This window comes from Plasticicumulans lactativorans (assembly GCF_004341245.1).
GTDB lineage: Bacteria > Pseudomonadota > Gammaproteobacteria > Competibacterales > Competibacteraceae > Plasticicumulans_A > Plasticicumulans_A lactativorans.
Map to the genome: position 1 here is coordinate 15,189 of NZ_SLWY01000009.1, position 23,532 is coordinate 38,720.

Genomic DNA, 23,532 nt, shown 5'->3' on the forward strand with positions numbered 1-23,532 from the left:
GCGTGCGCTCAGGTGATCACGTCGGCGCGTTCGCGCCCGGTGCGCGCGCGGATGCCGGCCAGCTCGCCGGCGAGCGTGACCAGGTCGGCCAGCGCCTCCTGCGGATCGAGGCCGTGGCGGGCGACGTCGGGCTCGTGGCGCTCGATGTACACGCGCAGCGTCGCCCCCTCGGTGCCGGTGCCCGACAGCCGGTAGACGATGCGCGCGCCGCTGGCGAAGCCGACGCGCACGCCCTGCGCGCTGGAGCGGCTGCCGTCGACCGGGTCGGTGTAGGCGAAGTCGTCGCCGAGCACCACGGTGTCGCCGCCGAAGCCCTGCCCGACCAGCGTCGGCACGCTCGCGCGCAGGTGCGCCATCAGCTCGGCGGCGGCGGCGCTGTCGATGCCCTCGTAGTCGTGGCGGGTGTAGACGTGGCGGCCGAAGCGCGCCCAGTGCGCGCGCACGATGTCGCCCACCGACTCGCCGCGCGCGGCGAGGATGTTGAGCCAGAACAGCACCGCCCACAGGCCGTCCTTCTCGCGCACGTGGTCCGAGCCGGTGCCGAAGGACTCCTCGCCGCACAGCGTGATGCGGCCGGCGTCGAGCAGGTTGCCGAAGAACTTCCAGCCGGTCGGGGTCTCGTAGCAGGGCACGCCGAGCGCCTTGGCGACCGCGTCCGCGGCCTGGCTGGTCGGCATCGAGCGGGCGATGCCGCGGATGCCGTCGCGATAGCCGGGCACCAGCGTGGCGTTGGCGGCGAGCACCGCGAGGCTGTCCGACGGCGTCACGTAGAAGTGGCGGCCGAGGATCATGTTGCGGTCGCCGTCGCCGTCCGAGGCGGCACCGAGGTCGGGCGCGGCGGCGCCGAAGAGCTTCTCGACCAGGTCGTGCGCGTGCACCAGGTTGGGGTCGGGGTGGCCGCCGCCGAAGTCCTCGAGCGGCACGCCGTTCATCACGCTGCCGGCGGGCGCACCGAGGCGCTCCTCGAGGATCGCCTTGGCGTAGGGGCCGGTCACCGCGTGCATGGCGTCGAAGGCGAGCGTGAGCTTGCCGCTGGCGATGCGCGCGGCGATCAGGTCGAAGTCGAACAGCGACTCCATCAGCGCCGCGTAGTCGGCGACCGGGTCGATGACCTCGACGCTCATCTCGCCGAGGCGGTGGCTGCCGAGGCGGTCGAGGTCGATGTCGGCGGTGTCGAGGATGCGGTAGGCGTCGATCGTCTGCGTGCGTGCGTGGATCGCCTCGGTGATCTTCTCCGGCGCCGGGCCGCCGTTGCCGATGTTGTACTTGATGCCGAAGTCGGCGTCGGGCCCGCCCGGGTTGTGGCTGGCCGACATCACCAGACCGCCGAAGGCGCCGCTGCGGCGGATCACGCACGACACCGCGGGCGTCGACAGCAGCGCCCCGCGCCCCACCAGCACGCGGCCGAACCCGTTCGCCGCCGCCATGCGCAGGATGGTCTGCGCGGCGGCGCGGTTGTGGTAGCGGCCGTCGCCGCCGAGCACCAGCGTGGTGCCGGCGGCACCTTCGAGGGTGTCGAACACGCTCTGCACGAAGTTCTCGAGGTAGTGCGGCTGCTGGAACTCGCGCACCTTCTTGCGCAGGCCCGAGGTGCCGGGTTTCTGCCCGGCGAAGGGAGTGGTGGGGACGGTGCGGATGGTCATGGGGGCTCCACGTTGCCTGATGCCGGTCGGGGAAGATGGAGGTGCCGGGTCAGGCGCCGTGGGTGTGTGCCAGGCCGAGCATCTCCGGCACCACCAGGATGACGCCCGCGTCGGTGACGCGGAAGCGCGCGCGGTCGGCTTCGGGGTCCTCGCCGATGACCATGCCCGGCGGGATCACGCAGCCGCGGTCGAGCACCGCGCGCCTGATGCGCGCACCGGCGCCGATCTGGGTGTTCGGCAGCACTACGGAGTCCTCGACCAGCGCGTGCTCGTGGACCCTGACGTTCGAGAACAGCACCGAGTGGCGCACCGTGGCCCCCGAGATCACGCAGCCGCCCGACACCAGCGAATTCAGCGCCACGCCCCGGCGGTCGTCCTCATCGAACACGAACTTCGCTGGCGGCAGCTGCACCTGGTAGGTGCGGATCGGCCAGTCGAGGTCGTACATGTTCAGTTCCGGCGTCACCGAGGCGAGTTCGAGGTTCGCCTCCCAGAACGCGTCGACGGTGCCGACGTCGCGCCAGTAGCCCTGCTTGCCGGTTTCGAGGTCGCGGAACGGGTAGGCGTACACCTTCCGCGACTCGATGATCGACGGGATGATGTCCTTGCCGAAGTCGTGGCTCGACTCCGGGTTGGCGGCGTCGGCCTCCAGCTGCGAGAACAGGAACTCGGCGTTGAACACGTAGTTGCCCATCGACGCCAGCGCCACGTCGGTGCGCCCCGGCACCGGCTGCGGGTCGGCGGGCTTCTCGTTGAAGGCGACCACGCGGTTGCTCTCGTCGACGCTCATCACGCCGAAGCCGCGGGCGTCGGCGAGCGGCACCTCCAGGCAGGACACGGTCATGTCGGCACCGCGCTCGACGTGCGCGGCGATCATCGGGCCGTAGTCCATCTTGTAGATGTGGTCGCCCGACAGCACCAGCACGTACTGCGGCGCGCGTTCGCGCAGGATGTCGAGGTTCTGGTAGATCGCGTCGGCGGTGCCGGCGTACCAGTCGTCGGAGGTGCGCTGCGAGGCCGGCAGGATCTCGACGAAGCCGCCGAGTTCGGGCGACAGCACGTGGCCCCAGCCGGCGGTCAGGTGGCGGATCAGCGAGTGCGCCTTGTACTGCGTGAGGATGCCGATGCGGTTGATGCCGGAGTTGACGCAGTTCGACAGCGGGAAATCGATGATGCGGAACTTGCCGCCGAAGTAGACGGCCGGCTTGGCCCGCCACTGCGTGAGTTCGTACAGACGCGAGCCGCGCCCACCGGCGAGCACCAGCGCGAGGGTCTCGCGCGTGAGCCGACTGACGAATCTGTGGTGTGCCTGTGCACTCATTGGTGTTCTCCCTTTGTGCTTCTCGTGGTGGGGCCGGATGCGTGGACATCGCGCTGCAGCACGCGCACCGAGCGTGCCGCCAGCGCCACCGCGCCGTGCGCCGGCGCCGGATCGGCACCGGGTTCGGCGCTGTCGAAAGCGCAGCTCCAGCCGCCGTCGGCTTCCGCCGGCAGCCGGAAGTCGCACGCGGCACCGGCGTTGAACAGCAGTACGAGTTCGCTGCCGTCGTCGCCCGCGCCGAGCCACAGCCCGAGCGCACGGGCCGCCGGCTGGTGCCAGTCGGCGTGGGTCATGTCGTGGCCCGACGGCGCGAGCCAGCGCAGCTGGCCGGGGCCCGGCCGCTGCGGCGCCCGCACCCCGTGCAGGTAGCGCGCGCCGCGCAGCGCCGCGCAGTCGCGGCGCAGCGCGACCAGGCGGCGCAGCGCGGCGGTGAAGGCGGCCTCGGCCTCGGCGCGCGTCCAGTCGAGCCAGGTGGTGGCGTTGTCCTGGCAGTAGGCGTTGTTGTTGCCGCCCTGGCTGTGGCCGAACTCGTCGCCGGCGAGCAGCATCGGCGTGCCCTGCGCCAGCAGCAGCGTGGCGAGCAGGTTGAGGCGGGTGCGCAGGCGCGCGGCGTCGACCGCGGGGTCGTCGCTCGGGCCCTCGACGCCGTGGTTGTCGCTGAGGTTGTCGCTGTGGCCGTCGCGGCCGTCCTCGCCGTTGGCGAGGTTGTGGCGGGTGGCGTAGCTGACCAGGTCGGCGAGCGTGAAGCCGTCGTGGCTGGTGACGAAGTTCACGCTCGCCGACGGCGCCCGCCCGGCCGCCTGGAAGCTCTCCGACGAGCCGTGCAGGCGCTGCGCGAGCTCGGCGAGCAGGCCGGGGTCGCCGCGCCAGTAGCGGCGCACGCAGTCGCGGTAGCGGTCGTTCCACTCGCGCCAGCCGGGCGGGAACTGGCCGAGCCGGTAGCCGCCCGGGCCGATGTCCCAGGGCTCGGCGATCAGCTTGAGGCGGCCGAGCAGCGGGTCCTGCGCGAGCACGTCGAGCAGGCCGGCGCCGGCGTCGAAGCCGTGGTCCTCGCGCGCCAGCACGGTGGCGAGGTCGAAGCGGAAGCCGTCGACGCCGAAGCTTTCCGCCCAGTGGCGCAGGCTGTCGGCGGCGAGCTGCACCACGCGCGGGTGCGAGAAGTTCAGCGTGTTGCCGCAGCCGGTGTCGTTGACGTAGTAGCGGCCCTCGCCCTGCAGGCGGTAGTAGCTGCGGTTGTCGATGCCGCGGAACAGGCAGGTCGGCCCGAGTTCGTCGCTCTCGGCGGTGTGGTTGTAGACCACGTCGAGGATCACCTCGATGCCCGCCTCGTGCAGCGCGCGCACCATCGCCCGCAGCGAGGTCGCCGTGCCGTAGTCGAGGTGCGGCGCGAAGAAGCCGAAGGTGTTGTAGCCCCAGTAGTTGACCAGCCCGCGGCGCAGCAGCGCGCGCTCGTGGGTGTAGGCGTGCACCGGCAGCAGCTCCACCGCGGTCACGCCGAGCGCGCGCAGCCAGTCGATCACCGCCGCGTGCGCCAGGCCCTCGAAGCGCCCGCGCGCGGCCTGCGGCAGCGCCGGGTGGCGCAGCGTGAAGCCGCGCACGTGCGCCTCGTAGAGCAGCGTGTCGGCCCATGGCGTGCGCGGGCGGGTGTCGGCGGCCGGCGCCTCGGGCGCGCACACCACGGCCTTCGGCGTGAAGGGCGCGCTGTCGCGGCGGTCGAAGCCGAGGTCGGCCGCCGGATCACCGGGGGTGTAGCCGCAGTGCTCGTCGCGCAGCAGCAGCGGGCCGTCGAAGGCGCGCGCGTAGGGGTCGAGCAGCAGCTTGTGCGGGTTGCAGCGCAGCCCGTGCGCCGGCTGGTAGGGTCCGTGGACGCGGTAGCCGTAGCGTGCCCCGGCGGCGAGCCCCGGCACCTGGCCGTGCCAGACGCCGTCGCTCGGCCCGGCGAGCGCGAAGCGTGCGGTCTCGCGTTCGCCCTGCGCATCGAACAGGCACAGCTCGACGCGTTCGGCGACCGCCGAGTACAGCGCGAAGTTGACCCCGTGCGCGTCGGGGGTGGCGCCCAGCGGCCAGGGGCTGCCGGGCTCGGGGACGGGGACGGGCGGCATGCGTCAGAGGTCCGCGACGAACACCACCGTCGCCAGCGGTGGCACCGTGATCGCCAGCGACTGCGGGTGACCGTGCATCGGCTCGGGCTCGCTGTGGACGCCGCCGCCGTTGCCCTGGCCGCTGCCGCCGTAGTCGGCCGCGTCGGTGTTCAGGCGCTCGCGCCAGCGGCCGGCGTGCGGCACGCCGATGCGGTAGCCGTGGTGGGTGTTCGGCGTGAAGTTGCTGACCACCAGCACCGGCGCGCTGCCGTCCGGGCCGAGGCGCAGCCAGGCGTAGATCGACTGCGCGGCGTTGTCGGCGCTCACCCAGGCGAAGCCCGCGGGCTCGCAGTCGAGCGCGTGCAGCGCCGGCAGCTCGCGGTAGAGGTGGTTGAGGTCGCGCACCAGGCGCTGCACGCCGGCGTGCCAGGGGCTGTCGAGCAGGTGCCAGTCGAGGCTGGCCTCGAAGTTCCACTCGCGGCCCTGGGCGAACTCGCAGCCCATGAACAGGAGCTTCTTGCCCGGGTGCGCCCACATGAAGCCGAAGTACGCGCGCAGGTTGGCGAACTGCTGCCAGGTGTCGCCCGGCATGCGCGCCAGCAGCGAGCCCTTGCCGTGCACGACCTCGTCGTGCGACAGCGGCAGCACGAAGTTCTCGCTGAAGGCGTAGAGCAGCCCGAAGGTCATCTCGTGGTGGTGATGGCTGCGGTAGATCGGATCGCGGCCCATGTAGGCGAGCGTGTCGTGCATCCAGCCCATGTTCCACTTGTAGCCGAAGCCGAGCCCGCCGGCCTCGATCGGCTGCGACACCGCCGGCCAGGCGGTGGATTCCTCGGCGATGGTCATGCAGCCGGGGTGCTGGCCGTAGACCTCGGTGTTGGCGCACTTGAGGAACTCGATGGCCTCCAGGTTCTGGTTGCCGCCGTAGCGGTTCGGCACCCATTCGCCGGCCTTGCGCGAGTAGTCGAGGTAGAGCATCGAGGCCACCGCGTCGACGCGCAGGCCGTCGATGTGGTAGCGCTCCAGCCAGAACAGCGCGTTGCCGACCAGGAAGTTGACGACCTCGGTGCGGCCGAAGTTGTAGATCAGCGTGTTCCAGTCGGGGTGGAAGCCCTGGCGCGGATCGGCGTGCTCGTAGAGGTTGGTGCCGTCGAACTGCGCGAGGCCGTGGGCATCGCTCGGGAAATGCGCCGGCACCCAGTCGAGGATCACGCCGATGCCGGCGCGGTGGCAGCGCTCGACCAGGTACTGGAAGTCCTCGGGGCTGCCGTGGCGGCAGGTCGGCGCGAACAGGCCGAGCGGCTGGTAGCCCCAGGAGCCGTCGAAGGGGTGCTCGGAGACCGGCAGCAGTTCGAGGTGCGTGAAGCCCATGTCGAGCAGGTAGGGCACCAGCGCGTCGGCGAGGTCGCGGTAGCCGAGCGGGCGCTCCGGGTGCTCGGGGCTGCGCCGCCACGAGCCCAGGTGCACCTCGTAGATGCTGACCGGCGCGTCGCGCCGCTGGCGTTCGGTGCGGCCGGCCATCCACTCGGCGTCGTCCCAGGCGTGGTGGTCGGTCCGGCGTACCACCGAGGCGGTCTGCGGGCGCAGTTCGCCGGCGAAACCGAAGGGGTCGGCCTTCAGTGGCAGCAGTCCACCGTGGGCGCCGACCAGCTCGTATTTGTAGACGGCGCCCTCGCCGATGCCGGGCACGAAGATCTCCCAGCAGCCGATGCCGGGATGCCGGCGCATCGGATGCAGGCGGCCGTCCCAGTGGTTGAAGTCGCCCACCACCGACACCCGCTGCGCGTTCGGCGCCCACACGCCGAAGCGCACGCCGCTGACGCCCCCGCACTCGACCACGTGCGCCCCGAGCAGCTCCCAGGCGCGCCAGTGCCGGCCCTCGCCGAGCAGGTGCAGATCGAGTTCGCCGAAGGTGGACGGGAAGCGGAAGGCGTCGTCGACGTCGCGCTCGCCGCCGGCATCGCGCACGCGCAGGCGGTAGTCGAAGCGCTGCTTGCGCCGCGGCAGCGCGCCGGCGAAGAAACCGGCATCGTCGACGCACGGCAGCCAGCCCAGCAGGCGCCCGGTCGAGGTCTGCACCACGCCGACGGCTTCCGCGCCGGGGCGGAAGGCGCGCACGACGATCCTGCCGTCCGCGGTGGCGTGCATGCCGAGCACGGCGAACGGGTCCGGCGCGCGCCCATCGACGATCGCCCGGATGGTTTCGGCGGACGGAACGATGCTCATCATGGGTTCCTCATGCTGTTCTGGTCCGACGCGCGCACGCCTCCCGCGGGCGCGCGGGACGGCTGGCGTGCAAGGTTACATCACATTTCGAAATGTTCGTTCCGTATAATGCAAGCGCGTCCGCCGATGTCAACCGCGCTTTGCTTTCGCCGCGGGGCTGTGGATGAATCCGCAGACACTGAAGAGGCCGGCAACGGGTGCAACCCGACACAGGGTTCCCGATGGCGCCGCCCACCGTCGAATCCGCAGGAGGATCACCCTTGACTCCACGCCCGATCGATTCGATGCGCCTGCGCGAGATCTGCGATCAGGTCGAAAACCTGATGCTGCAGCGCCAGGACGCCGTCACCGGCCTGCTGCCCGCCAGCACCGCCGTCACCAGCCACGGTGACTACACCGACGCCTGGGTGCGCGACAACGTCTACTCGATCCTCTGCGTCTGGGGTTGCGGGCTCGCGCTGCGCCGCCACTGCCGCGGCGACGCGCGCGCGTACCTGTTCGAACAGAGCGTCGTGAAGACCATGCGCGGCCTGCTGACGGCGATGATGCGCCAGGCGCACAAGGTCGAGCGCTTCAAGCACACCCTGCACCCCCACGATGCGCTGCACGCCAAGTATGGCAGCCGCACCGGCGACCCGGTGGTCGCCGACGACGGCTGGGGGCACCTGCAGCTCGACGCCACCTCGGTGTTCCTGCTGATGCTCGCGCAGATGACCGCCTCGGGGCTGCGCATCGTCTTCACCCGCGACGAGGTCGACTTCGTCCAGGGGCTGGTGCACTACATCGCGCTCGCCCACCGCACCCCCGACTACGGCATCTGGGAGCGCGGCGACAAGACCAACACCGGCGACCCGGAGATCAACGCCAGCTCGGTCGGCATGGCCAAGGCCGCGCTGGAGGCGCTGCGCGGCTTCGACCTGTTCGGCGCCGAGGGCGGCCCGGAGTCGGTGCTGCACGTGTCGGCCGACGACATCGCGCGCATGCGCAACCTGCTCGAGGCGACGCTGCCGCGCGAGTCGCGCTCGAAGGAGGTCGACGCCGCGCTGCTCAGCGTGATCGGCTATCCCGCCTACGCGGTCGAGGACGTCGACCTGGTCGAGCGCACCCTCGCCGAGATCGTCACCAAGCTGCAGGGCCGCTACGGCTGCAAGCGCTTCCTGCGCGACGGCCACCAGACCGTGCTCGAGGACCCCGGCCGCCTGCACTACGAGAGCGGCGAGCTGGCGCGCTTTGAGGGCATCGAGTCGGAGTGGCCGCTGTTCTTCACCTACCTGATGCTCGACGGGCTGGTGCGCGGGCGCGAGCAGCAGGCGCAGAACTACGCCGGGCGGCTCGCCGGGCTGTGCGTCGAGCGCGACGGCCTGCGCCTGCTACCCGAGCTCTACTACGTGCCGCACGCCGCGGTGGAGGCCGAGAAGGCCCGCCCCGGCTCGCAGAAGCGGCTGCCCAACGACAACGTGCCGCTGTACTGGGCGCAGAGCCTGTACTGGCTCGCCACGCTGCTCGACGAGGGCTGGCTGCACCCCTCCGACATCGACCCGCTGGCGCGGCGCGAGCGCATCGGCCACCGGCGCGAGTGCCTGGTGCAAGTGGTGCTGGTGGCGGCGAGCCGCGAGGTGCAGGCGACGCTGTCCGCCGCCGGGGTGCCGGCGCAGACCGCGGCCGAGATCGCCCCGGTCAGCGTGCGCCACGCCGACGACCTCACCCGCGCGCTCGCCCGCGTCGGGCGCAACGCCAAGCTCGGCCTCTCCGGCCGGCCGCGGCGCGGCGTCGGCACCCTGGTGACCTGCCAGGTGTTCACGCTGGGGGGCGAGACCGTCGTGTTCCTGCCGCAGTTCATGGCGCCGCAGGACTTCTACCTGAGCCTCGACAACCGCCTGCTGGTGGAGCGCTGCAAGGCCGAGTTCCGCCACGTGCGCCGGCACTGGGACCAGCCCGGCCAGCCGGTGTTCACGCTGCGCATCACCCCGGCGATGCTCGCCGGCGAGGGGGCCGACGAGCTGCTCGGTTTCCTGCGCGAGCTGTGCGCCGGCAATTGCGAGGGCCTGCCGGTGCGGGTGCGCCCGCTGTCGATGCTGCTCGCCAGCGCCGGGCGCAAGGATCTCGGCAGCCTGAACTTCGAGCGCCCGGCGCTCGATGTCGAGGCTGCCCGCGCCGAGGCGGCCGATGACGACGAGGCCGCGAGCCATCCGCTCGACGTCGGCACGATACAGCGCCTGGGTGAGCGCACCGACGACGAGCTGCTCGCCACGCTCGCTGCCAGCCGCAACCTCCACGAGCGCGTGGCGGTGCTCGAAACGCTGGTGCGCCGCCACGGCCCGGAGCACCCGCTGCCCGCCGGCGGCACGCTGCGCGGCGCGCTCGCCCGCGCCTACGCGCTCGCCGCCGAGGCGCGGCACTGGGGGCTGCTGCGCCGCTGTGCCGGCCTGCTCGATCGCCACGACCCCAAGTTCGAGGACGCCGTCGCCAACATCGTCGGCCACCGCAAGCAGCTCGCGCTGGGGCGTGCGTTCAGCGCCGAGTCGGTGGTGGCGAGCGCGCTGCCCAACCACGAGCTGATGGCGAAGCTGCGCCAGCTCGGCGGCGACGACCCGGCCGGGCGCATGCTGCTGCAGGAGATCGTGCTGTTCCTCGCCATGCTGCTGAAGGCCGACCCCGAGTCGTTCCGCCACACGCTGACGCTGCGCGCCTGGCAGCTGCTGCTGCTGATCGTCGGCCAGCACGCCTGGGAGGCCAAGGTGTCGCAGGCCGAGGCCTACCAGCAGGTGCAGGCGCTGAGCCCGTCGAAGCTGATGGCGCGGCTGCAGGCCGTGGTGCACACGCCCGACGACTCGGTCGGGCGCCTGGAGCGGCTCGAAGCGCTGCGCCGCGAGGACGCCGCCGGCACGCTGGCGGCCCCCGGCGCCGGCGGCTATGCCGCCGCGGCGGCGGTGCCCGGCGATGGTGCCGAGGCCGCCGCGGAGGTGGACTGGCTGGCCCGGCGCCAGCGCAGCGGCGTGCTCACGCGGCTGCCGCCGAGCTTCTACGAGCAGGTCTGGGAGGTCCTCGCGCACTGCGGCGGGCTGGTGATCGGCGAGCGCCTCGACATCGCGCGGCGCCTCGACAGCGCCAGCCTGCGCGCCGACATGACCGCCGCCGAGACCAACTTCGCGCTGACCGTCGAGCGCCTGCTCGGCGACATCCACAGCCCCGAGTACCGCCAGCTCTGCATCGAGGCGCTGCTGACGCTGGCCGAGATCTGCGTCGCCAACCCGGGGCTGCACGTGGCCGACGCGATCGTCCTCGACGTGCTGATCGGCCACGCGGTGCGCCTCGCCTGGATCGGCAGCGACGCGACGCGCGCCGCGCGCTACGACACCGAGCGCACGCAGGCCTGGGAGGCCTTCTACGCGAGCCCGCCCGAGGCGGTGCGCACCGCCTTCATCGCCGCCTTCGTCCACCTGCTCGGCGAAGCCCCGCTGCCGCCGGCGGCTGCGCCGGCCGAAGCGGCGGCGGCGTCCGCCCCGGCGTGAGCGGCGCGCTCAGGGCTCGATGCGGGTACCGAGCACGGCGAGGAACTGCGCGAGCCAGGCCGGGTGCGCCGGCCACGCCGGGGCGGTGACCAGCCGGCCGTCGGTGACGGCGCCGTCGATCGCGATGTCGGCGTACTCGGCACCGGCCAGGCGCACTTCGGGCGCGCACGCCGGGTAGGCCGACACGCGCCGGCCGGCGATCACCCCGGCGGCGGCGAGCAGTTGCGCCCCGTGGCAGATCGCCGCGATCGGCTTGTCGGCGGCGGCGAAGTCGCGCACCAGCGCGAGCACCGCCGGGTTCAGGCGCAGGTACTCGGGGGCGCGGCCGCCGGCGATCACCAGCGCATCGTAGGCGCCGGCCGCGGCCTGTTCGAAGTCGGCGTTGAGCGTGAAGCGGTGGCCGGGCTTCTCGCTGTAGGTCTGGTCGCCCTCGAAGTCGTGGATCGCGGTCTTCACGGTGTCGCCCGGGCGCTTGCCGGGGCACACCGCGTGCACGCTGTGGCCGACCATCGCCAGCGCCTGGAACGGCACCATGATCTCGTAGTCCTCGCCGAAATCGCCGACCAGCAGCAGGATCTTCTTCGCAGACATCGCGTTACCTCGGGATGCAGGGGGCGGCGCGGCCGCCCCGTGGGGGGAAAGCCGTGGCGGCTTCAGCCGCCGGCCTCGGCGGCCTGCCGGCGGCGCGCCAGCACGCGCGTGCGCCACTCGTGCAGCACCGCGCCCGCCACCGTCAGCGCGATCAGGATCAGCCCCAGCGCGTTGACCGCGGGGGTGACCCCGGTGCGCACCTTCGAGGCGATGTAGATCGTCAGCGTGGTGTCGAGCCCGCGCACGAACAGCGTCGTGTTGTAGTTCTCGAAGCTCTGCAGGAAGGCCAGGAAGGCCGCCGCGCCGAGCGCCGGGGCAAGGAAGGGTAGGGTGATGCGGCGCAGCACCTGGGCCTGGCTCGCGCCGAGGTCGAGCGCGGCCTCCTCCAGGCTCGGGTCGAAGCGCTCCAGCCGCGCCTGCACCAGCAGCATCACGTAGGCGCTGATGAAGCTCGCCTGCGCGATCACCGTCAGCAGCGCGCCGCCACCGAGGCCGAAGCGCTCGCGCCAGAAGATCAGCGTGGCGATGCCGATGATCACCCCCGGCGTCAGCAGCGGCGACACCATCACCGCGTAGACGAAGCCGCGCGCGCGCGGCGCCAGCGCGGCGAGCAGCAGCGCCGCGGCGAGCCCCACCGGCAGCGCCAGCACGACCACGCCGGCGCCGACCAGCAGGCTGGTGGCGAGCGCCTGCCACAGCTGCGCGTCGCCGGCGAGCGCGTCGAACCACTTCAGCGTGAACGCGCGCCACGGCACCACCGTCGGGAAGCGGCTGTCGTTGAAGGTGGCCGCGGCCATGATCGCGAGCGGCGCGAACAGGTAGGCGAAGAACACGAGCAGGTAGGCGCGCAGCGCCCAGCGCGGCAGGCGTTCGCGGTTCATCGCGCCAGCTCGCCCAGGCGCACGCGGAACAGCCGCAGCATCAGCACGATGAAGCCCACGCACAGCAGCAGCAGGATGAAGGCGTAGGCCGCGCCCTGGTGCCAGTCGCCGCCCTCGAAGAACCAGTTGTAGATGATCTCGGTGAACCAGCGACTCTTCGGCGAGCCGAGCAGCGCCGGCACCGCGTAGCTGCCGGCGGCGAGCATGAACACCATGATGCAGCCGGTGGCGATGCCCGGCTTGGCGTGCGGCAGCACGATGCGCCAGTGGATGCGCCACCACGACGCGCCGAGGTCGCGCGCGGCCTCGACCTGGTGCGGGTCCAGGCTCTCGATGGCGTGGTAGAGCGGGAACACCATGAACAGCAGGTAGGCGTAGACCATGCCGAGCATCACCCCGGCGTTGCCGTCGAGGAAGCGCACCGGCGCGTCGACGAGGCCGAGCGCGAGCAGCAGCGCGTTCAGCGGGCCGCTCCACGAGAGCAGGATGAACCACGCGAAGGTGCGCAGGATCTCGTTGATCCAGAACGGGACCACCAGCAACAGCAGGAGCCGGCGGGCGCGCCCGGCGCGGGCCAGGCGGGCGACGTGGAAGGCGACCGGGTAGCAGACGACGAAGGTGGTCAGCGTCACCGCGGCGGAGGCGAGGAGCGTCTTGACGAAGATGCCGAAGTGCACCGGGTTGCGCCACAGCGTGGCGTAGTTGGCGAGCGTGTAGACGTCCTGCGCGCCGCCGCGCTCGGCCGGCAGCAGGTTGGGGCGCAGCGAGAAGTCGAGCATCAGCAGTTGCGGCAGCAGCACCTGCACCACCACCCAGAAGGTGCTGAGCAGCACGATGAGGCCGGCGAGCGGCCAGCCGTAGCGGCGCGCCAGAGCCCTCACGGCGCCAGCACCGTGGCGTCGGCGGCGGCGAAGCCGACGGCGAGCGCGCTGTCCGCGGCGAGCGCCGGCAGCTCGCCGAGGTTGCCGAGCGCGAGCGTCAGCGGCGTGCCGTCGGCGCCGGCGGCGCCCACCTGCACGCTGGCGCCCTCGAAGCTGCGCGTGCGCACGCGCAGCTCCAGGCGGTTGTCGCAGGCGCCTGCGGGGTCGGGGCGCAGGCGCTCGGGGCGCACGAACAGCGCCGCGCGACTGCCCGCGGCGAGCGCCGCCGGGCAGCGCCCGACCAGCGGGCCGAGGGCGGTGTCGAGCAGCGCGCGGCCGTCGGCGCAGTGGCGCACGGTGCCGTCGATGCGGTTGTTCTCGCCGACGAAGCTCGCGACGAAGGGCGTGGCCGGGTCGGCGTAGACCACCTCGGGCGCGGCCACCTGCTGCAGCACGCCGGCGTTCATCACGCCGACGCGGTCGGACATCGCCAGCGCCTCGCCCTGGTCGTGGGTGATGTAGACGAAGGTCACCCCGGTGCGCCGCTGCAGCGCGCGCAGCTCGGCGCGCAGGTGCTGGCGCAGCTTGAGGTCGAGCGCCGACAGCGGCTCGTCGAGCAGCAGCACCGCGGGCTCGACGGCGAGCGCGCGGGCGATGGCGACGCGCTGGCGCTGGCCGCCCGACAGCTCGGCGACGCGCTTGTCGCCCTGGCCGGGCAGGGCGATCAGCTCCAGCAGCGCCTCGGCGCGTCGCCGCCGCGTGGTGCGGTCGACGCCGCGCACCTCCAGGCCGAAGGCGATGTTGTCGGCGACGCTCATCAGCGGGAACAGCGCGAGGTTCTGGAAGATCATCGCCGTCGGCCGCCGGTTCGGGCCGATGCCGTGCATGTCGCGCCCGCCGATGCGGATCCGCCCGGCGGCGGGCTCGATGAAGCCCGCGATCAGCCGCAGCAGCGTGGTCTTGCCGCAGCCCGACGGGCCGAGGAAGGAGAAGAACTCGCCGGCGCGGATGTCGAGCGCGACGTCGCGCACCGCGACGAAGTCGTCGAAGCGGTGGCTGACGTGGTCGAGCTCGACGTTCTGGCTCATGCGGGCGCGGCGGCGCGGGGCACCGTTCAGGCCGCGAGGTAGCGGTCCTGGTACTCGTTGCGCAGCTTCACGTACCAGGCCTCCTGCACCGGCCACCACCACAGCCTGTCGAGCGCGTCGCCGGGGTAGGCGGCGGCGAAGAAGCGTCGGGCGGCCTCGGGCAGGTGCGCGTCGGCCCCCCTGGCCACTGAGTTGGAGGCGCGCGCGGCGGCGAAGGCGGCGCCGTTGGCCGGGTCGAGGAACCAGTTGATCCAGGCGTAGGCCTGGGCGACGTTCTTCGCCTTCTTCGGGATGCAGAAGCCCTCCATCCAGGCGAACGCGCCCTCGGCCGGCGCCAGGTAGCCGATGTCGCGCCCGTCGGCGATCAGCGCCGCGGCGGTCTCGTCCCAGTTCTGGCCGATCACGCAGCCGTTGGTGACGAAGGCGGCGGTGGCCTCGTTGCCGTTGGACCAGAACTGCCCCACCGAGGGCTTGTTGGCGATCGCGACCTTGAGGATCGCATCCCAGATCGCCTTCATCCGCACCGGGTCGCGGAAGCCGTCGCTGAACGGGTGCGGCAGGCGGCCCTGGGCGTCGAGCCAGCGGCCGATGCCGGCGAGGCCGGAGTGCCCGCGCACCGTCACCCGGCCGCGGTACTCGGGCTTCCACAGCTCGCCGAGCGAGGCGCCGTAGCTGAGCGGGGCGGCCTTGCGGTCGAACAGCAGCGCCTCGGTGCCCCAGTGCACCGGCACCAGGTAGCGCGCGCCGCTGCCCACGCCGGCCTTGCCGGCGGAGCCCGCCAGCGGCCCGGCGAGCACCTTGTCGAGCGCCGCCTCGCGCTCGTCGATGGGGCGCACCAGGTCGAGCTCGACGTAGTTCGGCACGCGGTCGAGCGTCGGCATGATCACGTCGAAGCCTTCGCCCTGCACCGCCTTGAGCTGGTTGAGCAGCTCGTCGTTGGTGCCGTAGGGGGTGTAGCGGGCGGTGATGCCGGTGTCCTGGCGGAACTTCGCGAGGAGCTCGTCGGTGAAGTAGCCGGCCCAGCCGAACACCCGCACCTCGCCGGAACTGGCGTGCGCCTCGCGCACCACCCAGGGGCCGAGGGCGGCGACGGCGCCCGCCGCCAGCCCCGCCTTGAGGAAGGTCCGCCGATCGATACCACTGCGTCGTAGCTGTTGCATGGGGCCTCCGAAGGATGGGGGGCGGCGGGGTCGAACCGCCGCGTGCGGCGACGGATAGCACGCGGCGATGACGCGCCGGTGAAGCCGCCGCAAACATAGCCCATGCACGCAGCGCTGCCGCGGCTCCTGCGCCGTACCGGCGATATGCACGCATGTATCGGATTCGGAAAGCGGAACGGTTAAACTCGGAGTAAACCGCCGCGCACCGCCACGAGTCCCCTCATGTACCCGCGTCTGCTGCCTTCCCTAGTCGTACTCGCTGCTTCCGTGTTCTGTGCCTCCGGCGCCCGCGCCGACGACCGTGAGGTGGTGCAGCGCGAATTCGATCGCCTGAGTGCCCTCAACGCCCCCGAACCGGCCACCCCCGGCGCCTGGAAGCCGCATTCCGGCCCCAGGGCCGCGCAGCAGTTGTACGAGCGCCTGAACGAGATGGGCTATGCGCCGGCCGGCGCCGACGATGCGTCGGTCGCCGCCGCGCTGCGCACCTTCCAGCGCGCGCACGGCCTCGCCGAGAGCGGCGTGCTCAACGCCGCGACGCGCGCGCAACTCGTGCGCGACCGCGCCTCGCGCCTCGCGCGGCTGCGCCAGCGCCTCGACGCCGACGCCGCGCGGCCGGTCGACTGGAGCGCCGAGCGCCTGGTGGTGGTGAACGTGCCGGCCTACGAACTGCGCGCCTTCGACCTCGGCCAGGTGTTCCTGCAGTCACCGGTGGTGGTCGGCCGGCCCACGCGGCCGACCCCCGAGATGGCCGTGAACATGCGCGCGATCAAGTACAACCCCACCTGGACGCCGCCGCCGACGATCCTCAAGGAGGACCTGATCCCGCTGCTCGGCCGCGACCCCGGCGCGATCGGCCGGCGCGGCCTGGTGGTGCTCGACAGCCGCGGCCGCCAGATCGACCCCGCCGGGCTCGGCGCGATGAGCCCGCGCGGCTTCCACGCCGCCGGCTACAAGCTGTACCAGCCGGCCGGCGAGCGCAACGCGCTGGGCCGGCTCAAGTTCGAGATCACCAGCACCGACAGCGTCTACCTGCACGACACCAACCACCGCAACGACTTCGGCAAGCCGGTGCGGGCGCTGTCCTCGGGCTGCGTGCGCGTGCAGCGCTACCTGCCGCTCGCCGCGTGGCTGATGCAGCGCGACGAAGCCGCGATCGAGGAGCGCATCCGCCGCGGCCGCACCGTGGTCGAGCCTGCGCCGCAGATCCCGGTGTACCTGGTGTACTGGCTCGCCGACGTGCGCGAGGGGCACGTGGTCTACTACCCCGACATCTACGGCCGGCTCGATCGCGCCGAGCCGCCGCCGGCCGCGCCGCCGCGTCCGGCCGAACCGGGCGTCGTGGCGACGCAGGTCGCGAGCACCGCCGAGCCGCCGCCGGCGGGCGCGGTCGAACGTCCGGCCTTCGGCGGCACGGCGGTGCGCAGCGCGCTCGACTGGAGCGGCGTGCCGCCGGCCGCCGGCCTGCCGCAACTGCACTGAGCCGCCGTCCACCCCCGCCGCAGGAGCCCGCGATGAGCCTCGACGTCACTGCGCTGGTCCGTTTCGAAGGCGCCGCCACGCCGGCCGAGCATTCCACGGTCGCCGCCGAGCGGCGCGTGCGCGGCAGCGGTGCACAGGCGGTGTGGAACCACTACGCCGACGCCTCCGGGCAGTTCTTCGCCGGCGTCTGGCAGGGCGAGGTCGGCGCCTGGCGCGTGCACTACACCGAGCACGAGTTCTGCCACCTGCTCGAAGGCCGCGTGGCGCTGCACGACGAGGCCGGCGGCAGCGCGACCTTCGCCGCCGGCGACAGCTTCGTGATCCCGGCGGGCTTCAGCGGCACCTGGGAGGTGCTCGAACCGGCCCGCAAGCTCTACGCGATCTTCGAGCCGAAGGCAGGCTGAGGGCATCGAACTTTTCCGCCGCCGCGGCGTCTCATCATACGAGTGCAATTGCTGCGCTTGCCTGTCCCCTCTCCCTGGGCAGGCTCGACCCGGCCCCCTGCCGGGCCAGTTAACCCCGGAGCCCCCCCTTCCGGGGTTTTTTTATGCCCGCGGCAGCCGGTCGCTTGAAATGATGCGCCGCCGCACCCACAACTGCAGTCTGCGCGCGCCGTCCCCGGGCCGCTGCCATCGAGCCGGCGGCGCGCTTTCCGGCCCATTGGGCAGACGCGAGAGGCACCCCCCGCAATGGAACAGTTCCACGGCACCACGATCCTCGGCGTGCGGCGCGACGGCAAGGTCGTGATCGGCGGCGACGGCCAGGTCACGCTCGGCAACACGGTGATGAAGGGCAACGCGCGCAAGGTGCGCCGGCTCTACCAGAACAAGGTCATCGTCGGCTTCGCCGGCGGTACCGCTGACGCCTTCACGCTGTTCGAGCGCTTCGAGACCAAGCTCGAAAAGCACGGCGGCAACCTCACCCGCGCGGCGGTCGAACTGGCCAAGGACTGGCGCACCGACCGCCTGCTGCGCCGGCTCGAAGCACTGCTGATCGTCGCCGACGCGCAATCGATGCTGATCATCTCCGGCAACGGCGACGTCATCGAGCCCGAACGCGACGTCGTCGCGATCGGCTCCGGCGGCGCCTACGCGCAGGCCGCGGCCTGGGCCCTGCTCGACCACTCCACGCTGGATGCCCGCGCGATCGTCGAGAAGTCGCTGGCGATCGCCGCCGACATCTGCATCTACACGAATTCGAACCTGACCATCGAGGAGCTGTGAGGCTCGGCCCCTCCCCGGATACCGCCACGATGACCGAAATGACCCCCCGCGAAATCGTTCAGGAACTCGACCGCCACATCGTCGGGCAGGACGCCGCCAAGCGCGCCGTCGCCATCGCCCTGCGCAACCGCTGGCGGCGCATGCAGGTCGACCCCGCGCTGCGCGGCGAGATCACGCCCAAGAACATCCTGATGATCGGCCCGACCGGCGTCGGCAAGACCGAGATCGCGCGCCGCCTCGCGGCGCTCGCCAAGGCGCCGTTCATCAAGGTGGAGGCGACCAAGTTCACCGAGGTCGGCTACGTCGGCCGCGACGTCGAGACCATCGTCCGCGACCTCGTCGACAACGCGATGAAGATGGCGCGCGAGGGCGAGCTGCACAAGGTGCGTGCGCGCGCCGAGGAGGCCGCGCTCGACCGCGTGCTCGACGCGCTGATCCCGCGCCCGCGCCCGATCGGCTTCGGCAACGAGCCGGCGGCGCCCGACACCTCGGTGGCGCGCCAGAAGATGCGCGAGAAGGTGCTGCGCGGCGAGCTCGACGACAAGGAGATCGAGATCGAACTGTCGGCGCAGCCGCCCGGCGTCGAGATCATGGCGCCGCCCGGCATGGAGGAGATGACCAGCCAGCTGCAGGGGCTGTTCGCCAACCTCGCCCAGGGCCGCACCAAGTCGCGCCGGATGAAGATCGTCGATGCGCTCAAGGTGCTGCGCGAGGAGGAGGCCGCGCGCCTGGTCAACCCCGAGGACCTCAAGCAGAAGGCGCTGGAGGCGGTCGAGCAGAACGGCATCGTCTTCATCGACGAGATCGACAAGGTCTGCCGGCGCGGCGAGTACAGCGGCGCCGACGTCTCCCGCGAGGGCGTGCAGCGCGACCTGCTGCCGCTGGTCGAGGGCTGCACCGTCAGCACCAAGCACGGCACGGTGAAGACCGACCACATCCTGTTCATCGCCTCGGGCGCCTTCCACCTGGCCAAGCCCTCGGACCTGATCCCCGAACTGCAGGGGCGGCTGCCGATCCGCGTCGAGCTCGATGCGCTGACCAGCGAGGACTTCGTGCGCATCCTCACCGAGCCGCACGCGGCGCTGACCCAGCAGTACGCCGCGCTGCTCGCCACCGAGGGCGTCAGCCTCAGCTTCGCCGCCGACGGCGTGCGCCGCCTCGCCGAGATCGCCTTCCAGGTCAACGAGCGCACCGAGAACATCGGCGCGCGGCGCCTGCACACGGTGCTCGAACGGCTGCTGGAGGTGATCTCCTTCGAAGCCGCCGACCGCTCCGGCAGCGTGCTGACGATCGACGCCGCCTACGTCGACGCCCAGCTCGGCAGCCTGGTGCAGGACGAGGACCTCAGCCGCTTCATCCTCTGAGCCGCGGCGCGCGGCGCAGAGCCTCAAGCGAGGGCCACCGGCCCTCCCCGCAGGCTGTGGCGCCGCGCGCGGCGCCGGTGCGGTCTACGCTGCGAGGGGGGCGACCGGGAGGCCGGTCGACGCTCCTGAGCTGCGAGGGTTCCGCCGTGCATCTCCGACCGCTGCTGCACCTGCTCGAACAGCACGCCGAGGCGCTCGTCGGCGCGTGGCGCGAGGCCGTCGGGCGCAGTCCGCAGACCGGCTGCCTGCACCCCGCGGCGGCCGGGGCGCTGGCGCAACGGCTGGGGGCGGTGTACGCGCAGCTCGCCGACGAGCTCGGGCGCGGCGCCGACCCCGCGTGCGCGGCGGCCTGGTGGGCGCTCGGCGCGGCGCAGCGGCGTGCCGGGGTGCCGGTGGCGACGCTGGTGCATGCGCTGACGCTCGCCCGCGCCCTGCTGGTCCGCTGGGTGCGTCGCAACGACCTGGTCGACACCGTGTTCGAGGCCGACGAGCGTGACGAGGCGATCGGACTGATCGACGGCTACTTCGACGCCGCGCTGTACCGCGCGGTCAGCGGCTGGGAAGAGGGGGCGGCCGCATGAGCGACGCCCCCGACGCCGCCGCGCTGTTCGAAGGCTACGACGGCCTGCCGCTCGCCGCGGACGCCCGCGAGGCGCTGCGCTACGCGGCGTGGGTCGGTGCGCTCGGCGGCCTCGACGCCCACGTGCACTTCACCGCGCTGCTGCTCGGCCTCGCCTTCGCGCGCACGCCGCTCGGCGTGTCGCTCGAACGCTACCTGGAGCGCTGCAAGCCGGGCCTGCCGGCGCTGTTCGAGCGCCTGCGCCTCGCCGGCGGGCGCGCCGGCGAGGTGGAGAAGGCCTACGACAGCGGCGCCTGGCCGCCCGGCGGCAAGGCGCCGTACTCGGCCTCGGCGCAGGCGGTGCTCGCCGCCGCCGCGCAGGCCGCGCGCGAGGACGACCACCCGGTGATCGGCGCGTGGCAACTGCTGCGCGCCTTCGCGCTGCCGCACGCCGGGCACGAGCGCGACCTGCTCGCCTGGGGCATCGACCGCGAGGAACTGCTCGCGCTGCTGCGCGCAGCGCCCGCCGCCGCCCCGGCGGCGGGCACCGGAGTGCCCGAAGGCGGAGAGGACGCGCCCGCCTACGTGCACTCCGGTGCCGACATCGAGTCGGTGTTGCGCGCGCCCGACCTGCCGTCGGCCCCGGCCGGGCCGCTCGGTGCGCGCTGGAGCGACGAGGCGCGCCACGTGCTGCGCGCGACGCTGGCGCTCGCGCTGCCGCGCGAGTCGCCGCGACTCGCCGCCACCAAGCGGGCCGACGCGGCCACTGCGCCGACGGCCACCCCGGCGGCCACGCCGGTGATGGCGCTGCTGTGCCTGGCCGAATCGGGCTTCGCCGCGCCGCCCTTCGCCTTCGGCGCGGCCTTGCGCGAGGAGCTCGCGCGGCGCCCGCGCTACGCCGCGGAACTCGACCAGCTGCGGCTGCGCGCCGCGGCGTACGCGCCGCCGGCGTTCCCGTCGCCGCCGTTTACCGCCGGCGAGACGCTGCCGGGCGCCGACGCCGAGCTGCAGGCGGTGCTCGCGCGCGCGGTCGAGCTCGCCGCCGCGGCGCCGCACGCCGATGGCACGGTCGGCCCCGAACACCTGGCGATCGCGCTGGCGACGGCGCCCGGCTTCGCCGCGCTCGCCGAACGGCTGGAACTGCGCCCGGCGGAGTTCCGCAAGCGCCTGTACCGCCTGCTGCGGCGCGCGCCGCGGCCGCTCGCACGCGAGCGCCTCGCCGCCTGGCTGCTCGACGAGCGCCCGGCGGCGCCGGTGCGCTACTGCGCCGACCGCGTCGACCACGTCAGCGCCGACGACGACCGCCTCGACGTGCTGCGCTTCGCGCGTGCCTTCGCCGCCACCGCCGCGGCGCGCGCGGTCGAGCCACCGCTGTCGATCGCGGTGTTCGGCGACTGGGGTTCGGGCAAGAGCACCTTCATGCACCTGCTCGAAGGCGAGCTCGCCGCCTTCGCCGCGCGCGGTCGCGGCGGCGAGCTCGCCTACTGCGGCCACGTCGTGCCGGTGTGGTTCAACGCCTGGCACTACGCCGACGCCAACCTGTGGGCGAGCCTGGTGTTCACGCTGTTCGAGGAGCTCGACCACCACGTCGGCGGCCGCCAGGCCGATGCCGACGCGGCGACGCGCGCCGACTTCGGCCGGCTGCTGCAGACCTTCGAGGTCGCCGGCGTACTGCAGGCCGAGGCCGAGGTGGCGCAGGCGCTGGCGGCGGCGCGCGTCGACTCGGCCCAGGCCGGGCTCGCCGAGGCCGAGCGGACCGCCCGCGCGCGCGCGCAGGCGTTCGAGCAGCTGGCGCGCGACGGCGCCGTCGTCGCCTTCCGCCAGGCACTCGGCGGCAGCGACGACGTCGCGCGCGTGGCCGCGGCGGCCGATGCGCTCGGCCTCGGCGGGCTGGCGCAGGCGGTGCGCAGCGGGCAGGCGACGCACGCCGAGGTGCAGGTGCTGCTCGACGAGGCGCGTGCCGCGCAGTTGCGCGCGCGCGGCGCGCTCGACTGGCTGCTGCGCGCGCCGCTGCGCGCACGCGAATGGGCGCTGCTGGTCCTCGGCGTGCTGGCGCTCGGGGCCGGCGGCTACGGGCTCTACCGCGTGCTCGCCTTCGATCCGACGCTCGCGCGCTTCACCACGGCCTTCGGCGAGGTCGCCGCGGCGCTGGTGCTCGGCGTCGGCTGGGCGCGCGACAAGCTGGCGACGGTCGGGCGCGCGCTCGATGCGCTCGACGGCCTGCGCCAGCAGGTTGCCGCGCGCATCGAACAGCGCGTGCGCAGCGATGCCGCGGTGCAGGCCGCGCAGTGCGAGCTCGACGCCGCGCGGCTCGCCGTCGAGGCCGCGCGCGCACGCGTCGCCGAGGCCGAAGCCGAGCGCCAGCGCGCCGCGCAGGCGCTGAAGGCGGGGCTGCGCGCGGTGCGCCTGGCGCAGTTCATCCAGCAGCGGCTCGATGCGCAGGACTACGAGAAGCAGCTCGGGCTGATCTCGACCATCCGCCGCGACCTGACCCTGCTCGGCGCCTTCCTCAACCCGCCCGGGGCCCGGGCCAGCGCCGAGGAGCAGAACGCGCGCGCGCGGCTGCAGGCGGCCGGCATCGCGGTCGAGTCGCGGCCGGTCGACCGCATCGTGCTGTTCATCGACGACCTCGACCGCTGCCCGCCGGAGCGCGTGGTGCAGGTGCTCGAAGCCATCCACCTGCTGCTCGCGCTGCCGCTGTTCGTGGTCGTCGTCGGCGTGGACATGCGCTGGGTGGTCAACGCGCTGCACCAGCGCTTCGCCGACCAGCTCGACAGCAGCGGCGACGGCGGCAGCGAGCGGGCGAGCGCGCTCGACTACCTGGAGAAGATCTTCCAGCTCGCCTTCTGGCTGCCGCCGCTGGATGCCGGTGGCGGCGAGGAGATGCTCGACGGCCTGCTGCGGCCGTGGAGCGCGCCGGCGGCGGGCGATGCCGCCGTGCCCGCCGCGGCCGCGCCACCGGGCGTGGCGGCCGGGGCGCCGGCGGCGGCCATCACCACGGACGGCACCGCGACCGCGCCGTCCGCCGCAGCGGACGCGGCGGGGGCAGCCGGCGCCGGCGCTACGCCGTCCGGTGGCGCGGCGACGCCGGCAGCGGCGGCCGACGGGGCGACGGTGGTCACCGACCTGTCGGCCGCGGAGGAGGGCTTCATGCGCCTGCTCGCGCAGTGCGGCGCGCTGGGGCGCTCGCCGCGGCGGCTCAAGCGCTTCGTCAACACCTACCGGGTGCTGCGCGCGGCGGTGCGCGAGGACGAGCGCGAGCGCTTCTTCGGCGAACTGCCGGGGGCCGGGCACCGCCAGGCGCTGTGCCTGCTCGCCGCGAACATCGGCGCGCCGCAGTCCGCCGACGCGCTGTTCCACCTGCTGCGCGCGGGTTCGGCGGGCCTCGCCGAGGCGGTCGACGCGCTCGGCCCCGAGGCGCCCGCGGTGCTCGACCGCATCGCCTCGGCCTGGGCCGGCGGCGGCGCCACGCCGGTGCCGGCCTACCCGTGGCCGGAGATGGTCGAGCGCATCGCGCGCTTCGGCTTCCGCAGCGGCACCTGAG

The 23,532-nt window shown here is 73.2% G+C and carries 16 protein-coding genes; 7 read left to right on the forward strand and 9 right to left on the reverse strand.

Annotation, left to right across the window (positions count from 1 at the left end; all coding sequences use genetic code 11):
* Nucleotides 1-8 precede the first annotated feature (8 nt).
* The 4 genes from EV699_RS08855 to glgB are packed head-to-tail and all read right to left on the reverse strand — an operon-like array spanning nucleotide 9 to nucleotide 7,271.
* Nucleotides 9-1,643, reverse strand: a complete 1,635-nt coding sequence (locus tag EV699_RS08855; RefSeq protein WP_132541731.1) for an alpha-D-glucose phosphate-specific phosphoglucomutase — start codon at nucleotides 1,641-1,643, stop codon at nucleotides 9-11.
* Nucleotides 1,644-1,692: 49 nt separating this feature from the next.
* Nucleotides 1,693-2,964, reverse strand: a complete 1,272-nt coding sequence (gene glgC / locus EV699_RS08860) for a glucose-1-phosphate adenylyltransferase (RefSeq protein WP_132541734.1) — start codon at nucleotides 2,962-2,964, stop codon at nucleotides 1,693-1,695.
* Entirely contained in the window at nucleotides 2,961-5,066 is a 2,106-nt protein-coding gene (gene glgX, locus EV699_RS08865) for a glycogen debranching protein GlgX (RefSeq protein ID WP_132541737.1), read from the reverse strand. Before glgX ends, glgC begins: the two co-directional genes overlap by 4 nt.
* A gap of 3 nt (nucleotides 5,067-5,069) precedes the next feature.
* Nucleotides 5,070-7,271: a 1,4-alpha-glucan branching protein GlgB gene (glgB, locus tag EV699_RS08870; protein WP_132541740.1), complete on the reverse strand. Its 2,202-nt coding sequence runs from the start codon at nucleotides 7,269-7,271 to the stop codon at nucleotides 5,070-5,072.
* 260 nt (nucleotides 7,272-7,531) lie between these two features.
* Between glgB and EV699_RS08875 the strand changes: the two genes are divergently transcribed.
* A complete protein-coding gene (locus EV699_RS08875) occupies nucleotides 7,532-10,783 on the forward strand; it encodes a phosphorylase b kinase regulatory subunit alpha/beta (protein WP_243662609.1) in 3,252 nt (1,083 codons plus the stop codon).
* Between the two features lie 9 nt (nucleotides 10,784-10,792).
* Here EV699_RS08875 and EV699_RS08880 read toward each other — a convergent pair whose 3' ends face one another.
* From EV699_RS08880 to EV699_RS08900, 5 genes are all read right to left on the reverse strand, one after another.
* On the reverse strand, nucleotides 10,793-11,374 hold the full coding sequence (locus EV699_RS08880) for a DJ-1/PfpI family protein (RefSeq protein ID WP_132541743.1): 582 nt from the start codon (nucleotides 11,372-11,374) through the stop codon (nucleotides 10,793-10,795).
* Nucleotides 11,375-11,436: 62 nt separating this feature from the next.
* Nucleotides 11,437-12,255, reverse strand: a complete 819-nt coding sequence (locus EV699_RS08885) for an ABC transporter permease (RefSeq protein WP_132541746.1) — start codon at nucleotides 12,253-12,255, stop codon at nucleotides 11,437-11,439.
* A complete protein-coding gene (locus tag EV699_RS08890) occupies nucleotides 12,252-13,136 on the reverse strand; it encodes an ABC transporter permease (RefSeq protein WP_132541749.1) in 885 nt (294 codons plus the stop codon). Before EV699_RS08890 ends, EV699_RS08885 begins: the two co-directional genes overlap by 4 nt.
* On the reverse strand, nucleotides 13,133-14,203 hold the full coding sequence (locus EV699_RS08895; RefSeq protein WP_132541752.1) for an ABC transporter ATP-binding protein: 1,071 nt from the start codon (nucleotides 14,201-14,203) through the stop codon (nucleotides 13,133-13,135). Before EV699_RS08895 ends, EV699_RS08890 begins: the two co-directional genes overlap by 4 nt.
* Nucleotides 14,204-14,229: 26 nt before the next feature.
* Nucleotides 14,230-15,363 (reverse strand): extracellular solute-binding protein, encoded by a 1,134-nt coding sequence (locus EV699_RS08900; protein WP_132541755.1) that lies wholly within the window; start codon nucleotides 15,361-15,363, stop codon nucleotides 14,230-14,232.
* Nucleotides 15,364-15,585: 222 nt separating this feature from the next.
* Here EV699_RS08900 and EV699_RS08905 point away from each other — a divergent pair, with 222 nt between their 5' ends.
* The 6 genes from EV699_RS08905 to EV699_RS08930 all read left to right on the forward strand — a co-directional run bounded on the left by EV699_RS08905 (nucleotide 15,586) and on the right by EV699_RS08930 (nucleotide 23,531).
* Nucleotides 15,586-16,842 carry a L,D-transpeptidase family protein gene (locus EV699_RS08905; protein ID WP_132541758.1) on the forward strand — a complete coding sequence of 419 codons (1,257 nt, stop codon included), beginning with the start codon at nucleotides 15,586-15,588 and terminating at the stop codon, nucleotides 16,840-16,842.
* A gap of 32 nt (nucleotides 16,843-16,874) precedes the next feature.
* Nucleotides 16,875-17,246, forward strand: a complete 372-nt coding sequence (locus EV699_RS08910; protein ID WP_132541761.1) for a cupin domain-containing protein — start codon at nucleotides 16,875-16,877, stop codon at nucleotides 17,244-17,246.
* Between the two features lie 285 nt (nucleotides 17,247-17,531).
* Nucleotides 17,532-18,065: an ATP-dependent protease subunit HslV gene (gene hslV / locus EV699_RS08915; RefSeq protein WP_132541764.1), complete on the forward strand. Its 534-nt coding sequence runs from the start codon at nucleotides 17,532-17,534 to the stop codon at nucleotides 18,063-18,065.
* Between the two features lie 29 nt (nucleotides 18,066-18,094).
* A complete protein-coding gene (gene hslU / locus EV699_RS08920) occupies nucleotides 18,095-19,429 on the forward strand; it encodes an ATP-dependent protease ATPase subunit HslU (protein WP_132541767.1) in 1,335 nt (444 codons plus the stop codon).
* A gap of 146 nt (nucleotides 19,430-19,575) precedes the next feature.
* Nucleotides 19,576-20,010: a hypothetical protein gene (locus tag EV699_RS08925; RefSeq protein ID WP_132541770.1), complete on the forward strand. Its 435-nt coding sequence runs from the start codon at nucleotides 19,576-19,578 to the stop codon at nucleotides 20,008-20,010.
* Nucleotides 20,007-23,531 (forward strand): P-loop NTPase fold protein, encoded by a 3,525-nt coding sequence (locus EV699_RS08930; RefSeq protein ID WP_132541773.1) that lies wholly within the window; start codon nucleotides 20,007-20,009, stop codon nucleotides 23,529-23,531. Before EV699_RS08925 ends, EV699_RS08930 begins: the two co-directional genes overlap by 4 nt.
* Nucleotide 23,532: the final 1 nt, after the last annotated feature.

What these genes read in the sequence shown, in the direction of transcription:
- EV699_RS08855 (WP_132541731.1), bottom strand. Translation starts at nt 1,643, where the DNA reads ATGACCATCCGCACCGTCCCCACCACTCCCTTCGCCGGGCAGAAACCC.
- glgC (WP_132541734.1), bottom strand. Translation starts at nt 2,964, where the DNA reads ATGAGTGCACAGGCACACCACAGATTCGTCAGTCGGCTCACGCGCGAG.
- glgX (WP_132541737.1), bottom strand. Translation starts at nt 5,066, where the DNA reads ATGCCGCCCGTCCCCGTCCCCGAGCCCGGCAGCCCCTGGCCGCTGGGC.
- glgB (WP_132541740.1), bottom strand. Translation starts at nt 7,271, where the DNA reads ATGAGCATCGTTCCGTCCGCCGAAACCATCCGGGCGATCGTCGATGGG.
- EV699_RS08880 (WP_132541743.1), bottom strand. Translation starts at nt 11,374, where the DNA reads ATGTCTGCGAAGAAGATCCTGCTGCTGGTCGGCGATTTCGGCGAGGAC.
- EV699_RS08885 (WP_132541746.1), bottom strand. Translation starts at nt 12,255, where the DNA reads ATGAACCGCGAACGCCTGCCGCGCTGGGCGCTGCGCGCCTACCTGCTC.
- EV699_RS08895 (WP_132541752.1), bottom strand. Translation starts at nt 14,203, where the DNA reads ATGAGCCAGAACGTCGAGCTCGACCACGTCAGCCACCGCTTCGACGAC.
- EV699_RS08900 (WP_132541755.1), bottom strand. Translation starts at nt 15,363, where the DNA reads ATGCAACAGCTACGACGCAGTGGTATCGATCGGCGGACCTTCCTCAAG.
- EV699_RS08905 (WP_132541758.1), top strand. Translation starts at nt 15,586, where the DNA reads ATGTACCCGCGTCTGCTGCCTTCCCTAGTCGTACTCGCTGCTTCCGTG.
- EV699_RS08910 (WP_132541761.1), top strand. Translation starts at nt 16,875, where the DNA reads ATGAGCCTCGACGTCACTGCGCTGGTCCGTTTCGAAGGCGCCGCCACG.
- hslV (WP_132541764.1), top strand. Translation starts at nt 17,532, where the DNA reads ATGGAACAGTTCCACGGCACCACGATCCTCGGCGTGCGGCGCGACGGC.
- hslU (WP_132541767.1), top strand. Translation starts at nt 18,095, where the DNA reads ATGACCGAAATGACCCCCCGCGAAATCGTTCAGGAACTCGACCGCCAC.
- EV699_RS08930 (WP_132541773.1), top strand. Translation starts at nt 20,007, where the DNA reads ATGAGCGACGCCCCCGACGCCGCCGCGCTGTTCGAAGGCTACGACGGC.